At 51.4% G+C, this 17,282-nt stretch carries 10 protein-coding genes; 6 read left to right on the forward strand and 4 right to left on the reverse strand.

The features are described 5' to 3' along the window. Window positions 1–31: 31 nt before the first annotated feature. Window positions 32–2,203, forward strand: a complete 2,172-nt coding sequence (locus METMI_RS25490) for a M4 family metallopeptidase (RefSeq protein WP_019866627.1) — start codon at window positions 32–34, stop codon at window positions 2,201–2,203. A 156-nt stretch (window positions 2,204–2,359) separates the two neighbouring features. On the opposite strand, the gene METMI_RS0112450 is transcribed toward METMI_RS25490, so the two are convergent. From METMI_RS0112450 to METMI_RS0112465, 4 genes are all read right to left on the reverse strand, one after another. After that, window positions 2,360–3,394, reverse strand: coding sequence for a Gfo/Idh/MocA family protein (locus tag METMI_RS0112450; RefSeq protein ID WP_019866628.1), 1,035 nt, complete (start codon window positions 3,392–3,394; stop codon window positions 2,360–2,362). Window positions 3,395–3,543: 149 nt separating this feature from the next. Next, window positions 3,544–5,010, reverse strand: a complete 1,467-nt coding sequence (locus METMI_RS0112455; protein WP_019866629.1) for a choice-of-anchor Q domain-containing protein — start codon at window positions 5,008–5,010, stop codon at window positions 3,544–3,546. A 508-nt stretch (window positions 5,011–5,518) separates the two neighbouring features. Then, window positions 5,519–5,662: a hypothetical protein gene (locus METMI_RS26960; RefSeq protein ID WP_198007919.1), complete on the reverse strand. Its 144-nt coding sequence runs from the start codon at window positions 5,660–5,662 to the stop codon at window positions 5,519–5,521. A gap of 931 nt (window positions 5,663–6,593) precedes the next feature. After that, on the reverse strand, window positions 6,594–8,234 hold the full coding sequence (locus METMI_RS0112465) for an OFA family MFS transporter (protein WP_019866631.1): 1,641 nt from the start codon (window positions 8,232–8,234) through the stop codon (window positions 6,594–6,596). Between the two features lie 835 nt (window positions 8,235–9,069). Between METMI_RS0112465 and METMI_RS0112485 the strand changes: the two genes are divergently transcribed. From METMI_RS0112485 to METMI_RS0112505, 5 genes are all read left to right on the forward strand, one after another. Then, window positions 9,070–12,468, forward strand: a complete 3,399-nt coding sequence (locus tag METMI_RS0112485; protein ID WP_029151668.1) for a transglutaminase family protein — start codon at window positions 9,070–9,072, stop codon at window positions 12,466–12,468. 62 nt (window positions 12,469–12,530) lie between these two features. Further along, window positions 12,531–12,833: a putative quinol monooxygenase gene (locus tag METMI_RS0112490; RefSeq protein ID WP_019866636.1), complete on the forward strand. Its 303-nt coding sequence runs from the start codon at window positions 12,531–12,533 to the stop codon at window positions 12,831–12,833. 126 nt (window positions 12,834–12,959) lie between these two features. Beyond that, complete coding sequence (locus METMI_RS0112495; protein WP_019866637.1) at window positions 12,960–15,521, forward strand: circularly permuted type 2 ATP-grasp protein; 2,562 nt, start codon at window positions 12,960–12,962, stop codon at window positions 15,519–15,521. Further along, complete coding sequence (locus METMI_RS0112500; RefSeq protein WP_019866638.1) at window positions 15,518–16,417, forward strand: transglutaminase family protein; 900 nt, start codon at window positions 15,518–15,520, stop codon at window positions 16,415–16,417. The genes METMI_RS0112495 and METMI_RS0112500 overlap by 4 nt, the downstream gene beginning before the upstream one ends. Window positions 16,418–16,543: 126 nt before the next feature. Continuing rightward, complete coding sequence (locus METMI_RS0112505) at window positions 16,544–17,239, forward strand: P-loop NTPase family protein (protein WP_019866639.1); 696 nt, start codon at window positions 16,544–16,546, stop codon at window positions 17,237–17,239. Window positions 17,240–17,282: the final 43 nt, after the last annotated feature.

Here is a 17,282-nt window from a genome sequence, read left to right on the forward strand (position 1 = left end):
TACCGCCTTGATAGATATAGGATCTTTACGAGTGAAAACCTTTTCAAGAAAGAGTTGCCCCGTCCTCATAAGCGCAATCAGTTTTTTTGCGTTTTCGTCCGGGTTGTTTGCGGCGTCAGCCCCTTTGCCGTTAAACCCTACCGTGTCCGCATTAAGGGACGCTGCCGGCGGGGACATTGGCTATTCGCTTGCCGAACACACCGGCCAGGTAAACTATGTTGCCACTGCCAAATCCCGTCCGATCCCGCTGCTTTCCAGGCCGGATGCTAGTGCGGAAACCCGTGCGTTGGAATTTGTCGCTAGCTATGGGAAGGCTTTTGGCATTGGTGCACCCAAACAACTAAAAACCGTTAAAGTAGGCGGTAAAGACGAAGTCGGTATGGAGCATGTGCGTTTGCAGCAATTGCACAAGGGCATCCCGGTGACTGGCGGGGAAATGACCGTACACCTGCGTGGCAACAGTGTGGTGTCGGTATTGGCAAAAACCTTACCTGGACTTGACGCCCTCGATGTGACACCGAAAATCACTTCTGCCGACGCTGAGGATATCGTGCGTGAATTGCTGAAAAAGCGCGGTATCGGCAACGCCATCCTCAGTACACCCAAGCTGGAAGTGTTCAATAAAGGCCTATTGCAAGGCAATAAACAAGCCACGCATCTCGCTTGGTTCATTGAAGCCAAAAGGTTGGGTGTACGCGAATATATCTGGGTTGATGCGGAAAATAGTGCGGTTTTATTGGCTTTCAGCCAGTTGCCCGATGCCCGCAGCCGTAAAATTTACGATGCCAATAGTTCTGATAGCTTATCGGGGGCTTTAGTCCAGAGCGAAGGCCAAACGCCCACAGGCGACCCTGATGCCGATGCCGCTTACCTGTTTTCAGGCCATACCTACGATTATTTCAAAAATAAGCACGGGCGTGACAGTTTCGATGGCTTTGGCGCCCCCATTATTTCAACGGTGCACTATTGCCCAAGCTTAGCCGAATGTCCCTATGGAAATGCTTTTTGGGATGGTACGCAAATGGTGTACGGGGATGGTTTTTCCGCCGCAGATGATGTGGATGCGCACGAACTGACCCATGCCGTAACCGAGAACTCGGCAGGCCTTTACTACTATTCACAGTCCGGTGCGTTGAACGAATCATTTTCCGATATTTTCGGCGAAACTGTCGATCAGGGTAACAAAGCCGGGACGGATACGGCGGCCGTGCGCTGGCTGATAGGCGAGGACGTGCCAGGATTAGGCGCAATCCGTAATATGAAAACCCCTGCCGCTTTTAGTGATCCGGCCAAAGTCAAGGATAGCAATTTCAAATGTGATATTGGTGATGGTGACCAAGGGGGCGTGCACAGTAACAGCGGGGTGCCTAACCATGCCTATCAATTAATGGTGGACGGTGGTTCGTATAACGGCCAAACCATCACGGGCATAGGCTTAACCAAAGCGGGGAAAATCCAGTACCGGGCATTGACCCAATATTTGACTTCCGGGTCGAATTTTCTTGACGACTTTAACGCGCTGCAAAGTGCCTGTACCGATTTGATCGGCACCGTAGGCATTACCGCCGCTAACTGTACCCAGGTCAAAAAGGCCGTCACCGCCGTACAAATGGACAGCCCGATCTGCGCCAAACCCGCTGCACCGGCATTGTGCCCAAGCGGAACCAGTGCCAGCAGCCTATTTTTTGATGGTTTGGAAGCGAGCGGCAGTAATTTTGCCACGAATGATTTCACCATCTGGGGCATCGTGCAGGGCTTTGCCAAAACGGGTTCATTGTCCATATTCGGTAAATCACAGGACAATTCCAGTGACTCTTACTATAAAATGACCAAGAGCGTGGCCTTACCTACGGGCGCCAGAATGCAATTTGACCATGCCTTTGAGTTTGAGAGTGATTCAGCGGGCCGTTATGACGGCGGTGTTGTTGAATACAGCACCAATAACGGCATAACGTGGGCTGACGCAGGCAAGTTGATGGCGGCCGGTTACCAATATAATGGGGCCATCATTTCCGGAACCGGCAATCCTTTAGCAGGAAGAAGCGCCTTTACGGCCGACAGCTTCGGTTATGGCGCAACGCAAATGAACCTAGGTGTTTTGGCGGGCAAGAATGTGCGTTTCCGCTTCCGGATGGCTTCTGATGACTTGGGGGCATCTTTAGGTTGGTTTATTGATAACATCCGGATTTATCAATGCAAATAATTGGGTTTCAGGGTTTGCTTGGATCCGTATAGCCAAAGTAAATGGTATTTTGATCAGTTGGGTCACCTGAAAGGGTGGCCCGACTGTTTGCTGGTGAAGGTTCCCGTCCCTAACGGAAATAAAATACCCAATTTGAGTTAGCCAACAGGTGGATGCCTATTCCCGGCCCGCAATGCCATCTAAGCTGACCACACGTCCTGTTTCCGCCGATTGCAGGGCCGCGACGATTGTTTTGCAGTTGCTTTCGGCATCATCCAATGACAATGCGGGCGCGGTTCCTGACAACACGCATTGGCTAAAATGTTCAACTTCCAGACGGAAATGGTTTGCCGTAGGCAAGCGTTCTTCCGCTTGGCGTCCGTCATCCGCCCACCACGTCAACACTGGCACATCGCCGGGCAGTTGCCAAACCACATGGCATTTCAAGCCGCCTTTAGTGCCGATGATTTCATATTCACAACGGCGGGCGTAGGCAAAACTGAAATCGAAGTGTGCATATTTGCCCTCACCAAAATCCAACACGCCGCTGGCGGCAATGTCGGCGCCGCTGGCAATAGTTTGGGACATGGCGGTGACGGCGATGGGGTCTTGCTGGAAAAACATCCGCAGGGTGTGGATGGCATAGCAGCCGATGTCCCACATTGCCCCGCCGCCACGGCTGATAGGCTCTTCCAGGCGGTACATGCGCTCAGGGCGCATCATAAACGAAAAATTGGAGCGTACCGAGCGGATCTCGCCGAACAGCCCTGATTGGATCAGCTCCAGCACCCGTGCATGTTGGTGGTGGAAACGGTACATAAAGCCTTCCATGACGGTGACCTTGTAGCGGCGGGCGGCGGTTTGGATGGCGAGGATGTCATCGACAGCCAAGGCCATGGGTTTTTCGCACAAGACGTGTTTGCCGTGGGCTATGGCGCGTAATGTCCATTCGGCATGTTCATGGTTGGCCAGCGGGATGTACACGGCCTGGATATCGGCGTCATTGAGCAAGTCATCGGGCGAGCCATAGGTTTTAACCCCTTGATGGCCGGGCGCATAGCGGGCCAAGATTTCAGCCGCCGCGCCGGGGCGGCGGCTGGCAATGGCGGCCAGTTCGGCGTTGGGAGCTTCGATAATTGCAGGCAGCATGCGTTCGTTGATACGGGCGGCGCCTAGTATGCCCCAACGGAGTTTGACGGGTTGTTTGTTCATGGTGTTTTAGGTAGGTTAGATTGTTTTAATTATTATGATGTGGTGATCTGAGATGGCGAACGCTTGCTCTTAACTTATAAGAGCAAGCGTTCGCTGATGTCGCGGAGCTATTCTAGTTCAAAACTACAGATTGCTGAATTGGGTGTGATTTAGCATCCCGAAGAAATTTTCAGGGAGTTGATTTTGTCAGTGAGTCCGCTTCCCGCATTGCCTGTAACCAAATCGTTGAGATCGGGCGTGTTGTTAGGGTCTATGCTTTTGAGAAGGATGTTGATTTGAAAACAAGCTTTATTTTTCGATTTATTGTCTAAAAAGCTGCCCGTGGTGACCAGTTGGTTCCGGAATGAGCTAAGGCGGATAACTTGGATTGCTTTGTACTTGCCAACTCCTGATAACTCATTATTTTGTAATGAGGCATCAAAAAAATCGAGTATGGGTTTGACTGGAGCGTTTACTGAGGTGATGTATTCAACGGCACCCAAGTCGCAGTGCATTCCATCGGGTCGTAGAACTCCCCGTTGGTCAGTAGGTGTGCAACGATAATCTCCTCCCCTATTAATAACAATGCTGTCGGGAGACGGTGCGTGAGTGGGTGTGGAACCGCCATTAAAGGTCAATGGCATGAGCTTAGGGTCGCCGCTAAGCCCCCTGGGCGGGGGTATATTGCAACTGCCATCTTCAATCAAGTTGACCCCTTGAAAAATAATGGTACCAACACAGTCAGCACCTTTCCTGCTATTGGCGATCACGCTGTTGGTCAGGGTCGTTTTTCCGGTTGTGGTATTGAAGATTCCGCCGCCAATACCTATCCCGCCGTTCTCAGCTCCGATATAGCAATAGCAATAGTCATTAATGCAAGTTTTCGAATCTTGTGCCATATTGTTACTAACAGTGCTGTTTCTTAAATTAAGGATGCCTCTGTTGAAAATTCCCCCCCCTCTACCAGGTTCGTAACTATTATTTATAAGGTCTGAAAAAAAGCAGGAGGCAATGGCGGTATTACCGCTTATCGTTGAGTTTAATAGCGTGACTTTACCACCCGCCGAGTTGAATATGGCTCCACCTAAACCTGAATGGCTACCCGAATAAGTGTAAAGATTCCACGGAGCAGTATTTTTGGTCAATGTACTGTTTTTTAAGGTCAATACGCCAGCATTTAAAATGCCACCGCCGACATTATTGTATTTATCCGCCCATCCGTTTTTTAGCACGGTATCATTTAGGGTCAGGTTACCTGAAGGTTTGATTTGGATTAAACGGAACGCAGATGTGCTTTCACGTCTGATTTCCGCCCGTTTACCCACTCCATCTGGGTCACCATTTATCGTAATGACACTGGAAATTAAGGGTAGCGCAGTATAGTCGCCTCGGTGGGGATCGTGGTCATCTTGTGTGAAGATAGGCGAAGTAAATACATATTGGTTGAGGGTAAGCTGTAAAATATCCGCACCGTTACCGGCGGGGCAGCCACCCGTGGCCGTATCAGTATTAGCGGCGGTGACGGCATCGGTCAAGCTACAACTGTGGTTAACTTTGATGGTGGCGGCTTCTGAAGCGCCCATCATAAAAGCCAAGACGATTGCATTCAGTCTAAAAGGTAATTTAGAGTTGTTCATGTTTTAAACCTCGATTGACGAATTATCCAAATGCAAAGGAAAACAAAACCTTTGCCGTTCAAGCCCAACTGTCAACTGATGGTTTCAGTGGCGGCTCCTGGCTCGCTTGATACACGACCAAACCTGGATCGGATGCTTTGGATGCCACCGATAATTATTAAACCAAAGTCCATAGCCCATTCGGGATGCTCCGGCAGGATTGTAGGCTTTGTATAAATCCGTCAAATGAGGTTGTTAAGGAAGGTATTGCAATGACGGATATATTAATTCCGGGCTTGATGCTCTAGCGTCCCTAATGATGTGCAATTGCTACTATTATCTAAATACTTAAAAAAATCCAGGTTTATTTACAATTAAAAAGGTGTTGAAAGGAGAGGTTGGACTGAAAGTTCGTGAACTGATTAGGCAAACGTGTGGGGTCGAGCTCAAAGGCGATGATAACTTTAGGACAGAAGCATGAACGGGTCTTATGGCCCGTATCCGGACCTTAGCCCATTATACGTCAGTTTCAACAGGCTTCTTTTTTGTCATGTACAGAGAGGCATCTCACATTGGCGGGTTTGCCTAAGGATGCAGCGGCATCGCCGAAGAAATGGATGGTGCGATACGGCAAGCGGCACAGCCAATCCGGCACTGCATTAAACAGCCTCATGTGTTTTTGTTAGGGTAAATGCCGATTTGGCTCCTATTGGGCCAATGTCCATAAGATTGACAAGCCCGGTTATAGGCCTATAATCCCAACAGCTAAAAAATCTGATTGCGCTTGGTTTACCACCTCTATGTTTCCTCTGTGATCCCTCGTACTGTTATTCAGTTAGTCATTTCAAATTTGCCAGCCTTTAATGAAGCCAGCCAACTCTTGTCGGTGGTTTTAACACATCCTATCCAATTTCAATAAATTAAAGAGTCGAATGCCGCCATCTGCCAATTACAGTGCTTACTTTCAAGCGCAACTTCAAGTTATTCCCCCCAAAATAGTCCAGCCTGTCAAAGAAAAGTCTAAGGTGGTTATCCGCTACAAACGCAGTTGGACAAAAGAGCAATGGCATAGCGTAATCCCGGCAAATAGGTGTTGTAAAAGTGCTGGGGTTCCTTACATCATCCCACACTTGGCCAAGCACATCGGGGCCATCATCTGGTATTTTGTCCACCACTACAATTTGTATGGGCTTGACTTTTAAAAAATCATTCCGATTAGGGCTGCCGCATTTTTTAATGTAGTCCGGCCTTTTTATCTCGCTTGGCAATTGAATGCTGCCTTCTCAATTTGTGTGCATTGGGCAGTTGGACAATTCAAGGCCTCATATAAACCCAGCGGGCCGTTGTAGATGGATAGGCGGCTATTGGCGGGCGTGGCGTCGGTCGTTGGCCTATAGGGCGTTGAAGCCATAGGCGTATGCCGCGCCGCTGGCTTTTTTGACACGAAACAATTAAATAATAACTTTCAATAACTTCTATTTAATCTGGTTTTACACTTTCGTGATTTTCGTGGGCATAAAATAATTCTTTCACGGTCTCGATTGCTTATTGCACCCTACGGAATGCATCTTACGAGTTGTCTTTGTCCGTTCATTCAGTGAAGGTCAAGAAAAAAACTTGCTCACATTCAATGCCGTCTTATAAATCCCCCAAGACAAGGGGATGATGACGATGGCCCAAGCCAGCACGGCGAGCAGCAGGCTTCCGGCTTTGTGCTTTGACGGTAAGCTTTCTGGGGCCACCGCCGGATTTTTTTTGTCGCCAGGCGTTTGTTCGGCCAACAATTCCTCTTCCTTCATAAACCATTTGTCCGCAACCGGGCGCACCAGCAGGTTGCAGAGCAAGCCAAGCATCAGCATCCCGGCTAAAATCATCATGGTTTGGTTGTAGATTTGTTCGCGCGGCAAGCCTAGGCTGAGTTGGTATTCACGCATGTAATTGACGATGACCGGGCCTAAAATGCCGGCGGTGGCCCAGGCGGTCAATAAGCGTCCATGGATCGCCCCGACGTTTAAGGTGCCGAACAAATCGGCGAGATACGCGGGGATGGTGGCGAAACCGCCACCGTACATGCTTAAGATCAGGCAAAATGCCCCGACGAACAGCAATTTGTTGCCGGAGGCCGCGCTTTCCGGGATGCTCAGGTACAGCATGCCGCCGATGACAAAAAATACGATGAAGGTCAGTTTGCGGCCTAGTTTGTCGGATAAGCTCGCCCAGAAGAACCGTCCGCCAATGTTGAACAAACTCAACAAAGCGGTAAAGCCTGCCGCAATGCTGGCAATGGCGGCGAGTTGGGTTTTGTCGAGTTCGCCGTAAGTTTTGCTGATGCCGATCAATTGCCCGCCGAACACTTCCTGCAGCATCGGCGAAGACATGCCGATCACGCCTATCCCTGCACTGACGTTCATGCACAACACGCCCCACAATAGCCAGAACTGTTTAATCTTAAAGACATTTTTGACGTGGACATGGTGTTCGGTGATCATGCGCTTGGTTTTGGGGTTGCTAGGCGGAGTCCAGCCAGCGGGTTGCCAGTTTTCTGGCGGAATACGGTAACTAAGCGCGCCCGTCATCATAAACACAAAGTAAATGGCCGCCATGACGATGAACGTGGCCATCACGCCGACATCGTTAGGGCTGGCAAAAAACTTCATCAATTCGGTGGCCAGCGGCGAGCCGATCATCGCGCCACCGCCGAAACCCATGATCGCCATGCCTGTCGCCATGCCGCGCCGGTCTGGAAACCATTTGATCAGGGTCGAAACGGGCGAGATATAACCCAAGCCCAAACCCATGCCGCCAATGACGCCGGAACCTAGCAGCATGATCCAAAATTGGTGCAGGTAAATGCCCAATGCGGACAGCAGCATCCCGCCGCACCAGCAGAACGCGCTGACCACGCCTGCCTTACGCGGGCCGACATGCTCCAACCACCCTCCCCAAACCGCCGCCGATGAGCCCAGGAACACGAAAAACAAGGTGTACATCCAGCCCAATGTGGAGATTTTCCAATCGCAGGTGGTGACAAACAATTCCTGGAAAAAGCCGATGTCGGCAGGGCAGGGGATGCTTTCTTTGATGCCAATGGCTTTTGATAGCGGTAGCCAAAACACCGAAAAACCGTACGCCATGCCGATACATAAATGGATGGCCAAGGCGGCGGGAGGGACTAACCAACGGTTAAAACCCGGGGTGGCAATAATGCGTTTTTTGTCTAAAAAGGGGAGGGGTGTGTTCGTCATAGTTTGAAGGCCTTGATTAAACGTAAAATCTAGGGGGATAGTTTATGCCAATCAGCCTATTATCGGAAAATCCTTGCGCGTAGCCAGGTGGTCATGATTGGTTATGCCTAGCCCGTGGCTGTAGGGCCGCGCATTTATTTGGGGAATTGCGGATACAAAACGGCGGGCAAAAAAAAGCGCATTAGACCGACGACAGGAGTAATGCGCAGTGCTTTATGGAAAGCAAGGTTTATCACGAGGAGGTAGAACACGCCGATGATTGCGTACAATAGTTTAAGCATTTATGATGCCAATATTAAAATTTATCATTATTTTAAATAACTTATTGATAGTTATAGGTTTGTTTTTTAATTACGGGCTTGTAGAATAGTTTTTGTTTTTTTGCCGTTGCACCGAAGCTATGCAAATAATTAAACAATTGGCCAATATCGGGCAAAATAAGTAAAGGATATGCATACAATCGTTGTTTGACGCCCATTGCACCATAAGTGGGCAGCTAATAGGCGTTGCCAATGCTTTGGCAAAGGCATTTACAGGGCGTAGGGTTAATGCCCTGGGCTTTTGGATGGGTTATCACCTTAATCTAACAAAAAGAAACCTTAATAGGCGCGGATAAAGTTTATTATTGCAAGGGTTCTGGTATAACGTTTGCTTAAGGATTATATATTAAGTGGCTAAATGGCTTTGGGATGGAATTTGGGGAAGCCGTTACAAATTTTGAGGAAGTTGTGGAGATGGCGGTTTAAGCAGCGATACCGCAAAACAAAGCCCATTTTACTGTATTTTGCAATGAACATTTGATTACCACCCAACATAGGCAATAGGAAAAATCACCATGACAATTCGAGTGGCCATCAGTCACAAAACCAAATACAGCTTTGACCGGGCGGTATCATTGTCACCGCATGTGTTTCGCTTGCGCCCCGCAGTGCATAGCCGTACGCCGATTAAAGGCTATAGCTTGAATATCGAACCGAAAGACCATTTTATCAATTGGCAGCAGGATCCGTTCGGCAATATTTTGGCGCGGGTCGTGTTCCCCAACAAAACCCGGCATCTCAGCGTTGAGGTGGAAGTCATCGCCGATATGACGGTCATCAACCCCTTCGACTTTTTTGTTGAAGAGTATGCGGAAAAATTCCCTTTTAAATACGAGGAGCAGCTGCTTAAAGAGCTGCAACCGTATTTGGAAGTGACTGAAGACGGGCCTTTGCTGACGCAATGGGTGGAAGACTTTGATTTGGCCCAACGCAATATCAATGATTTTCTGGTTGATGTTAACCGCAAAGTTTTTGGTGATATTGGCTACAACATCCGCATGGAAGTGGGCATCCAAAGCTGTGAGGAATCACTGACGCTCCGTAGCGGCTCATGCCGCGATTCGGCGTGGTTGTTGGTGCAAATCCTGCGGCATTTGGGCTTGGCGGCCCGGTTTGTTTCCGGTTATTTGGTGCAGCTCACCGCCGACATCAAATCGCTGGACGGCCCGTCCGGGCCCGAACAGGACTTTACCGATTTACATGCGTGGACAGAAGTGTACATTCCTGGTGCAGGTTGGATAGGCCTAGATCCGACTTCGGGCTTGTTGGCGGGTGAAGGCCATATCCCGTTGGCATGCACGCCTAATCCGGCCAGTGCCGCGCCTGTGACGGGCGGTACGGACAAATGCGAGGTGGAGTTTGAGTTCAGCAACACCGTTGAGCGCCTGCACGAAGACCCGCGTGTCACCAAGCCTTACACCGATGAGCAATGGCATTATATCAACGCGCTGGGTCAGCAAGTCGACCAGCAATTCAGTGATGACGATGTGCGCTTGACGATGGGCGGCGAACCGACGTTTGTCTCGGTTGATGATATGGAAGGGGCGGAATGGAACACGCACGCCGATGGTGCGCATAAACGTGAGCGCGCACAAGAATTGACCAAGCGCCTGCGTGATGTGTTTGCCAAAGGCGCATTGCTGCATTACGGGCAAGGCAAATGGTATCCGGGCGAGCCGATACCGCGTTGGCAATATGGCATTTTTTGGCGTAAAGACAACGTGCCCATGTGGCGTAACCCTGAATTGCTGGCCGACATTAACAAGGATTATAAGCATACCGTCAAAGACGCGGAACAATTCGTCCAGGAAATGTCCCGGCATTTGGGGGTTAAAAGCCAGTACATCACCGCCGCCTTCGAAGACAATTTTTACTATCTTTGGCAGGAAGGTAACTTGCCGACCAATGTCAACCCGCTCAAATACGACCTGAAAGACTCGATTGAGCGCAAGACCATCACTAAGGTGTTGGACGCGGATTTGGCCGTCCCCGTTGGTTTCGCCTTGCCGTTGAAATGGAATTGGTACGGCCAATCCTGGCAAAGCGGGCCGTGGGATTTCCGGCGCGGCAATATGTTCCTGATTCCGGGCAATTCGCCTATGGGTATGCGGATGCCGCTCAATAGTTTGCCCTGGGTTGCACCGGACAAACGCGACACGCAAGAGCCGCAAAGCCTGTTTGGTGATTTGCCGGAACTAGGCGATTACTATGGCGAAGTGGCCCGGCGCTACAGCCATTTTGAGGAAAAGGTCAACGAACATCCTGAAATCGTCGAACAAGAACCCGGCGACGAACCCACCGTCCACGTTGAAGTGCCGCATACCGCCATCTGTATCCAGCCGCGTGATGGCCGTTTGCATATTTTTATGCCGCCATTGTCGTTGTTGGAACATTATCTGGATTTGGTCGCCGCGATTGAGGCGACGGCGGAAAAATTAGCGTTGCCAGTGGTGATCGAGGGCTATGAGCCGCCGCGTGATTACCGTATCGAACGCTTGATGGTCACGCCTGATCCTGGGGTCATTGAAGTCAATATCCATCCATCAAAAAGTTGGGAAGAGCTGGTTGAAAAAACCACTATTTTGTATGAGCAAGCCTTCCAAGTGCGTTTGGGAACGGAAAAATTCATGATTGATGGCCGCCATACCGGTACGGGCGGCGGCAACCATATCACGATGGGTGCGGAAACGCCCACCGATAGCCCGTTGTTGCGCCGCCCTGATTTGTTGCGGAGTCTGGTGACGTATTGGCAGCACCATCCGGGCTTGTCGTATTTGTTTTCCGGCATGTTCATCGGCCCGACTAGCCAAGCCCCGCGTGTGGATGAGGGCAGGGACGAAAAGTTGTATGAACTGGAAATCGCCTTCCAGCAAATGCCCGAAGGCGAAGTGCCAGCACCGTGGCTGGTGGACCGCTTGTTGCGGCATTTATTGACCGACATCACCGGCAACACGCACCGCTCCGAGTTCTGTATCGACAAACTTTATTCGCCCGACAGTTCGACGGGTCGCTTGGGCATTTTGGAATTGCGCGCCTTTGAAATGCCGCCCCATGCGCGCATGTCGCTGGTGCAAATGGTGTTGTTGCGTTCGTTGATCGCTTGGTTCTGGCGTAACCCATACAAACATGAGCTGGTGCGTTGGGGGACTGAGCTGCATGACCGTTTCATGCTGCCGCATTATGTCCGCGAAGATATGAAACATATCGTCAAAGACCTGCAACGGGCGGGTTATCCCTTTGAACTGGAATGGCTAGACCCGTTCTTTGAGTTCCGCTTCCCGCGTTATGGCACGACCATGATCGATGACATGGAGCTGGAGCTGCGTTTTGCCATCGAACCTTGGCATGTGCTGGGCGAAGAGGTCAGCAGCACGGGGACGGCGCGTTATGTCGATTCCTCGGTGGAGCGGTTGCAGGTGAAAGTCACTGGCTTTACCGAAGGCCGGTATATCCTGGCCTGTAACGGACGGCGTTTGCCGATGCGCAATACCGGGCGCAAAGGCGAATACACGGCGGGTGTCCGTTACCGGGCTTGGCAGCCGCCATCAGCCTTGCATCCAACGATTACCCCGCATGTGCCGCTAGTGATTGATGTGATAGACACTTGGAACGGCCATGCGATAGGTGGCTGCACTTACCATGTCGCGCATCCTGGCGGGCGTAGCTACGATGCCTTCCCGGTCAACAGCTTTGAAGCCGAATCACGCCGCATCACCCGTTTCTGGGATTACGGGCACACGCCTGGGGTGGTCATCAGGCCGCCGTTGTCCGGCTCGTTTGATAAAGCCTCTGAAAAGCCGTTTATGGAGAGTTTCAGTGTCAGCGACAAACCGCCACGGCCTATGGCCCCGCCACCGGAAGAGTTGAACGGGGAATATCCGTTTACCCTGGATTTGCGGTTGCGGAACCGGTAGGCCAGCCGTGGACAATTGATTAAAATGGGGTGCATATACCAAATGATGGCGGGAATAGTTGAATGACGGTATTGGTTTTAGGCACGATGCGTTTTCCTCCTGATAATCTGGAGGCGGTCAGGCCGCATTTGCAGGCATTGGTTAGGGCCACCTATGAGAATGACGGTTGTCTCGCTTATGATGTTGCAGAAGACATTTTCGACCAGGGGTTGTTGCGGTTTTCCGAGATATGGCCTGACGCCGATACCCTTGCCCGGCATCTACAAGCCCCCCATATCGCCCCTTGGCGTGAGCAAGCCGCCGCGTTCGGTGTGCATGGGCGCCAGTTTAGCGCCTATGATGCAGGCCATTCCTGGCCAGTGTGAATAGGCTATGAGAGTGGCAACATAAGCCAAAAGACAGTTTTTTTGGCTCCCTAACACGTTGGCATGGACTGGAAAGCCATGCCACGGGTCAACCATTACCCAAAGGCCCAATGAGTGCGTAACCCCATGGATTTAGCCCACGACATCGGTGTGCAGTATTACGAAACCCGCCTAGGTGTCTATGACGAAATGGTGGCTACTGAACATAAGGTTTTGCCGTACTGGCAGAATTTTATCAAGGCATTGGAAACCATGGGCAGCGAAGAGATCGAACGCCGCCGCCGCGAGGCCCAACGTCTGTTGCGGGAAAATGGGGTCACCTACAATGTTTATGGTGATTCCCATAAATTGACCCGTCCTTGGCGCTTAGACCCTATCCCGTTGTTGATCAGCAATGAGGAATGGACGGTCATTGAAGCCGGGCTTAAACAACGCGCCGGTTTGTTGGACCTGATCCTTAAGGATATTTACGGCGGGCAGACACTATTGAAAAAAGGCCTGCTACCGGTTGAGTTGGTCTTTTCCCATCAGGGGTTCCTGCATCCGTGTATTGGCACTTTGCAAAACCAACCCAGGCAGCTGACGATTTATTCCGCCAACCTGGTGCGGGGTTCCAAAGGCCGTTTCTGGGTGCTTGATGACCGTACCCAAGCGCCTTCCGGTTCCGGTTATGCGTTGGAAAACCGTACCGTGATGACCCGCGTGTTGCCGGATATTCTGCGGGACACCCAAGTGCACCGTTTGTCGGGTTTCTTCAAGGGCTTCAGCAAAGGCTTGGCCAGTAGCGCCTTGCATAATAAAGAAAACCCGCGCATTGTGGTGCTGACCCCGGGGCCGTTCAATGAAACTTATTTTGAACATGCCTACCTAGCTTCGTATCTTGGCTACACCTTGGTGCAGGGCGATGACCTGACGGTGCGTGACGGGCATGTTTGGCTGAAGTCATTGGAAGGTTTGCAGCATGTTGACGTGATCTTACGGCGGGTTGATGATTCGTTCTGTGACCCCTTGGAATTGCGCATCGACTCGCGGTTGGGTGTGGCCGGGCTGCTCGAAGCCGTACGCCGTGGCAATGTGGCGATTGCCAACCCCTTAGGCAGTAGTGTGTTGGAAAATCCTGCGTTGCTGGCGTTTTTGCCCAAGCTGGCGCGGTATTTTCTGGATGAAGAGCTGATCTTGCCCTCCGTGGCGACATGGTGGTGTGGGCAGCAGCGGGAGCGGGACTTTGTCCTGCAAAATCTTGAACATCTGGTCATTAAGCAGGTTAACCGGGGCCAGGATAACAGTTACCTGGTCGGCAACACTTTAAGCACGGAACAAAAATCCGCCCTGCGGGCCGCGATATTGGAAAAACCGCATTTGTATGTCGGCCAGGAACAGGTGAGCTTGGCAACCGTCCCGGCCTTCATCGACCATCGCGTTGAGCCGCGCACGGCGGTCCTACGTAATTTTGTCGTTGCCAATGGTGAGGATTATCTGGTCATGCCGGGCGGTTTGACCCGGGTCGCCCACGGTAAGGATGATTTCGCCGTCTCCAACCAAACGGGCGGCATCAGCAAAGACACCTGGATATTGGCTTCCGAACCGTCCAAGCCGCAAGCGATATGGGTACGGCCAAACCGTGTGCAACTGCTGGACGCCGTCACCGAACCGCTGACCAGCCGCGCCGCCGACCATCTGTTTTGGGTGGGCCGTTATCTCGAACGTACGGAAGCCGTGGCGCGGTTGATGCGCACCGTGTTGCTGAAGCACCAGGATATGCTGGAGTTTAAGGATGCCGTTGATAGCGCCGTCCTGGCCGGGTTGTTGCGGAGCCTGACGCATGTGACCATGACCTATCCGGGTTTCGTCAACTGCCATGCCGATTGCCTTGAACATCCGCAAAAGGAATTGTTGTCGCTCGCCCAGGATAAGCACCGGCCTGGTTCGTTGGCGACAAACATCCATAACTTGGTGCAATCCGCCTACAACATCCGTGACTTGTGGTCACAAGACACTTGGCGCAGTGTCGACAATATCCAATACCGTTGGCAATTACGGGTGGTCAACAGCGATATAACCATTGGGCACCTGCAAAGTTGCCTGGATGACCTAATCACCGGGGTCGTGGCTTTTTCCGGTTTGACCGGTGAAAGCATGACGCGTGAGGCGGGGTGGTTGATGTTTGGCAGTGGCCGGCGTTTGGAACGGGCCTTGTCGCTGATTTCGTTGCTGCGGGCGACCTTGGTGTCCCGCCAAGAACCCGCCATGCAAAACCAGATACTGGAGGCCGTGCTGTTTTCGACGGACAGTTTGACCATTTATCAGCGGCGTTACCGTTCGTTTATCGAATTGTCGGCTGTGTTGCAGTTGCTGTTGCTCGACGAAACGCATCCCCGCTCAGTCGCTTTCCAGTTGCGTTTGTTGTCCGAACACATCAGCGCCCTACCAAGGGACCGCGGCAAACGGCAGTTAAGCGAAGAAGAGCGTTTAATCATCAAAGCGTACACCGATCTGCGCTTAAGCAATTTGGTCGAGTTGCTCAGGATCAGCGATGATGAAAACATTTATAGCGGCCTGGAGGAATTGCTGGCGGCCCTCACGGAGTTGTTGTGGCGGATTGGCGATACGATAGCCCGTGCCTATTTCAGCCATTCGCAAACCTCGCAATTAATGACCCCCAATGCGCCTCCCGAGGAGGAGCCGTGAAATATCGCATTACCCATAAGACGGTTTACAATTACAGCCAAGCGGTCGGGTTATGCCAGAACGAGGCGCGTTTGCAGCCGCGTGATTTTTGGCGGCAACATTGCGAAACCAGTTATTTTGAAATCACCCCGACACCAATGGATTACCGCGAATTGGTGGATTTCTTTGGCAATCGGCTGGCTTATTTTGCCATCCAGCAACCGCACAAACAGCTGGTGGTCACCGCCATCAGTGAAGTCAGCCTGTATCCTGAGCCTCCGAACAGCGGCCATTTGATGGGCTTGAGTTGGCAGGCGGTGCGCGATTTGTTTAAGAACATCTACAGCCAAGACCTGACCCGCCAGCAGATGCAAGCCTTGCTGGATGCCAAGCAGTATGTGTTGGATTCGCCGATGGTCGTCACGACGGCGGAATTGGCGGAATATGCGGCACCTTCATTCCAGCCTGACCGGCCGCTTGTGGACGTGGTGACTGACCTGATGCAACGCATTTACCATGATTATATTTACGACCCGACGTTTACCACGATTGCGACGCCATTGTCAGAAGTGCTTACTCACCGGCGTGGTGTCTGCCAGGATTTTGCACATCTGGCGATAGGTTGCTTGCGTAGTTTCGGTATTCCTGCCCGCTACATCAGCGGTTATATGGAAACCGTGCCGGCTCCCGGCAAACCCCGTTTGGTCGGTGCGGACGCCTCACATGCTTGGTTTGCGGTTTATGTCCCTGATGTTGGCTGGCTCGATTTTGACCCTACCAACAATAAGATACCGCATGACCAACATATCACCTTAGCTTGGGGGCGCGATTATGCGGATGTCACACCGTTAAAGGGCATTGCTTTTGGTGGCGGGCAGCACACCCTCTCTGTGTCCGTGGATGTGATGCGGATTTGAACAAGGGAAAAGGGTTTCAGGTTACCCGTCCCCCAATATAAGGCCGTGGTGGTTAGGCATATCAGGCTAGCGGCCCGGCGGCGCCATCCGGCACAACATTACATCTTAAATTAATCAAGAGGAATTATGGCTACTATACATTTGATTGGCGGTGAAAAAGGCGGTGTTGGCAAGTCAGTGCTTGCCCGGGTCTTGGCCCAATACATGATCGACAGCAATATCCCGTTCATCGGATTTGACACGGACCGCTCGCATGGCGCATTGCTGCGTTTTTACGCCGATTATGCGTCACCCACCGTCATTGACGATTACCAAAGCCTGGATGTCATCATGGAAACGGCGGTCGCCAAACCTGAGCAACGGATTTTGGTTGACCTTGCCGCGCAAACCCATCATTCCTTGGCAACTTGGATAGATGATGCCGGGGTATTGGAATTGGCGGAAGAATTGGGCGTTACCTTGGTGTATTGGAATGTTATGGATTCTGGTAAGGACAGCGTGGAATTGTTAAGCAAATTGCTCGACCATTACGGCGTGAAAATGAATTACGTCCTTGTCCAAAACCAATTGCGTGATGAAGATTTTACTTTGTTGGAATTCTCAGGCGTTAAAGACCGCGCCTTGGATATGGGCGCAAAAGTGATGGCCTTGAGACGCCTGTACACGCCGATCATGACCAAAATCGATGGCAACAACTCCAGTTTTTGGGCCGCCCGTAACCGTGACCTCGACAACCTCAACGCGCTCGGGTTATTGGACAGGCAACGGGTGAAAATGTGGCTGAACCATGCTTATAGCCAGCTTGACGTGCTTGGTGTTTAAGCGCGGTGTGGCGATGGCTCCCCTAATGTGCCGGTGAACAGCC

It is taken from the genome of Methylovulum miyakonense HT12 (assembly GCF_000384075.1).
GTDB classification, from domain to species: Bacteria; Pseudomonadota; Gammaproteobacteria; order Methylococcales; family Methylomonadaceae; genus Methylovulum; species Methylovulum miyakonense.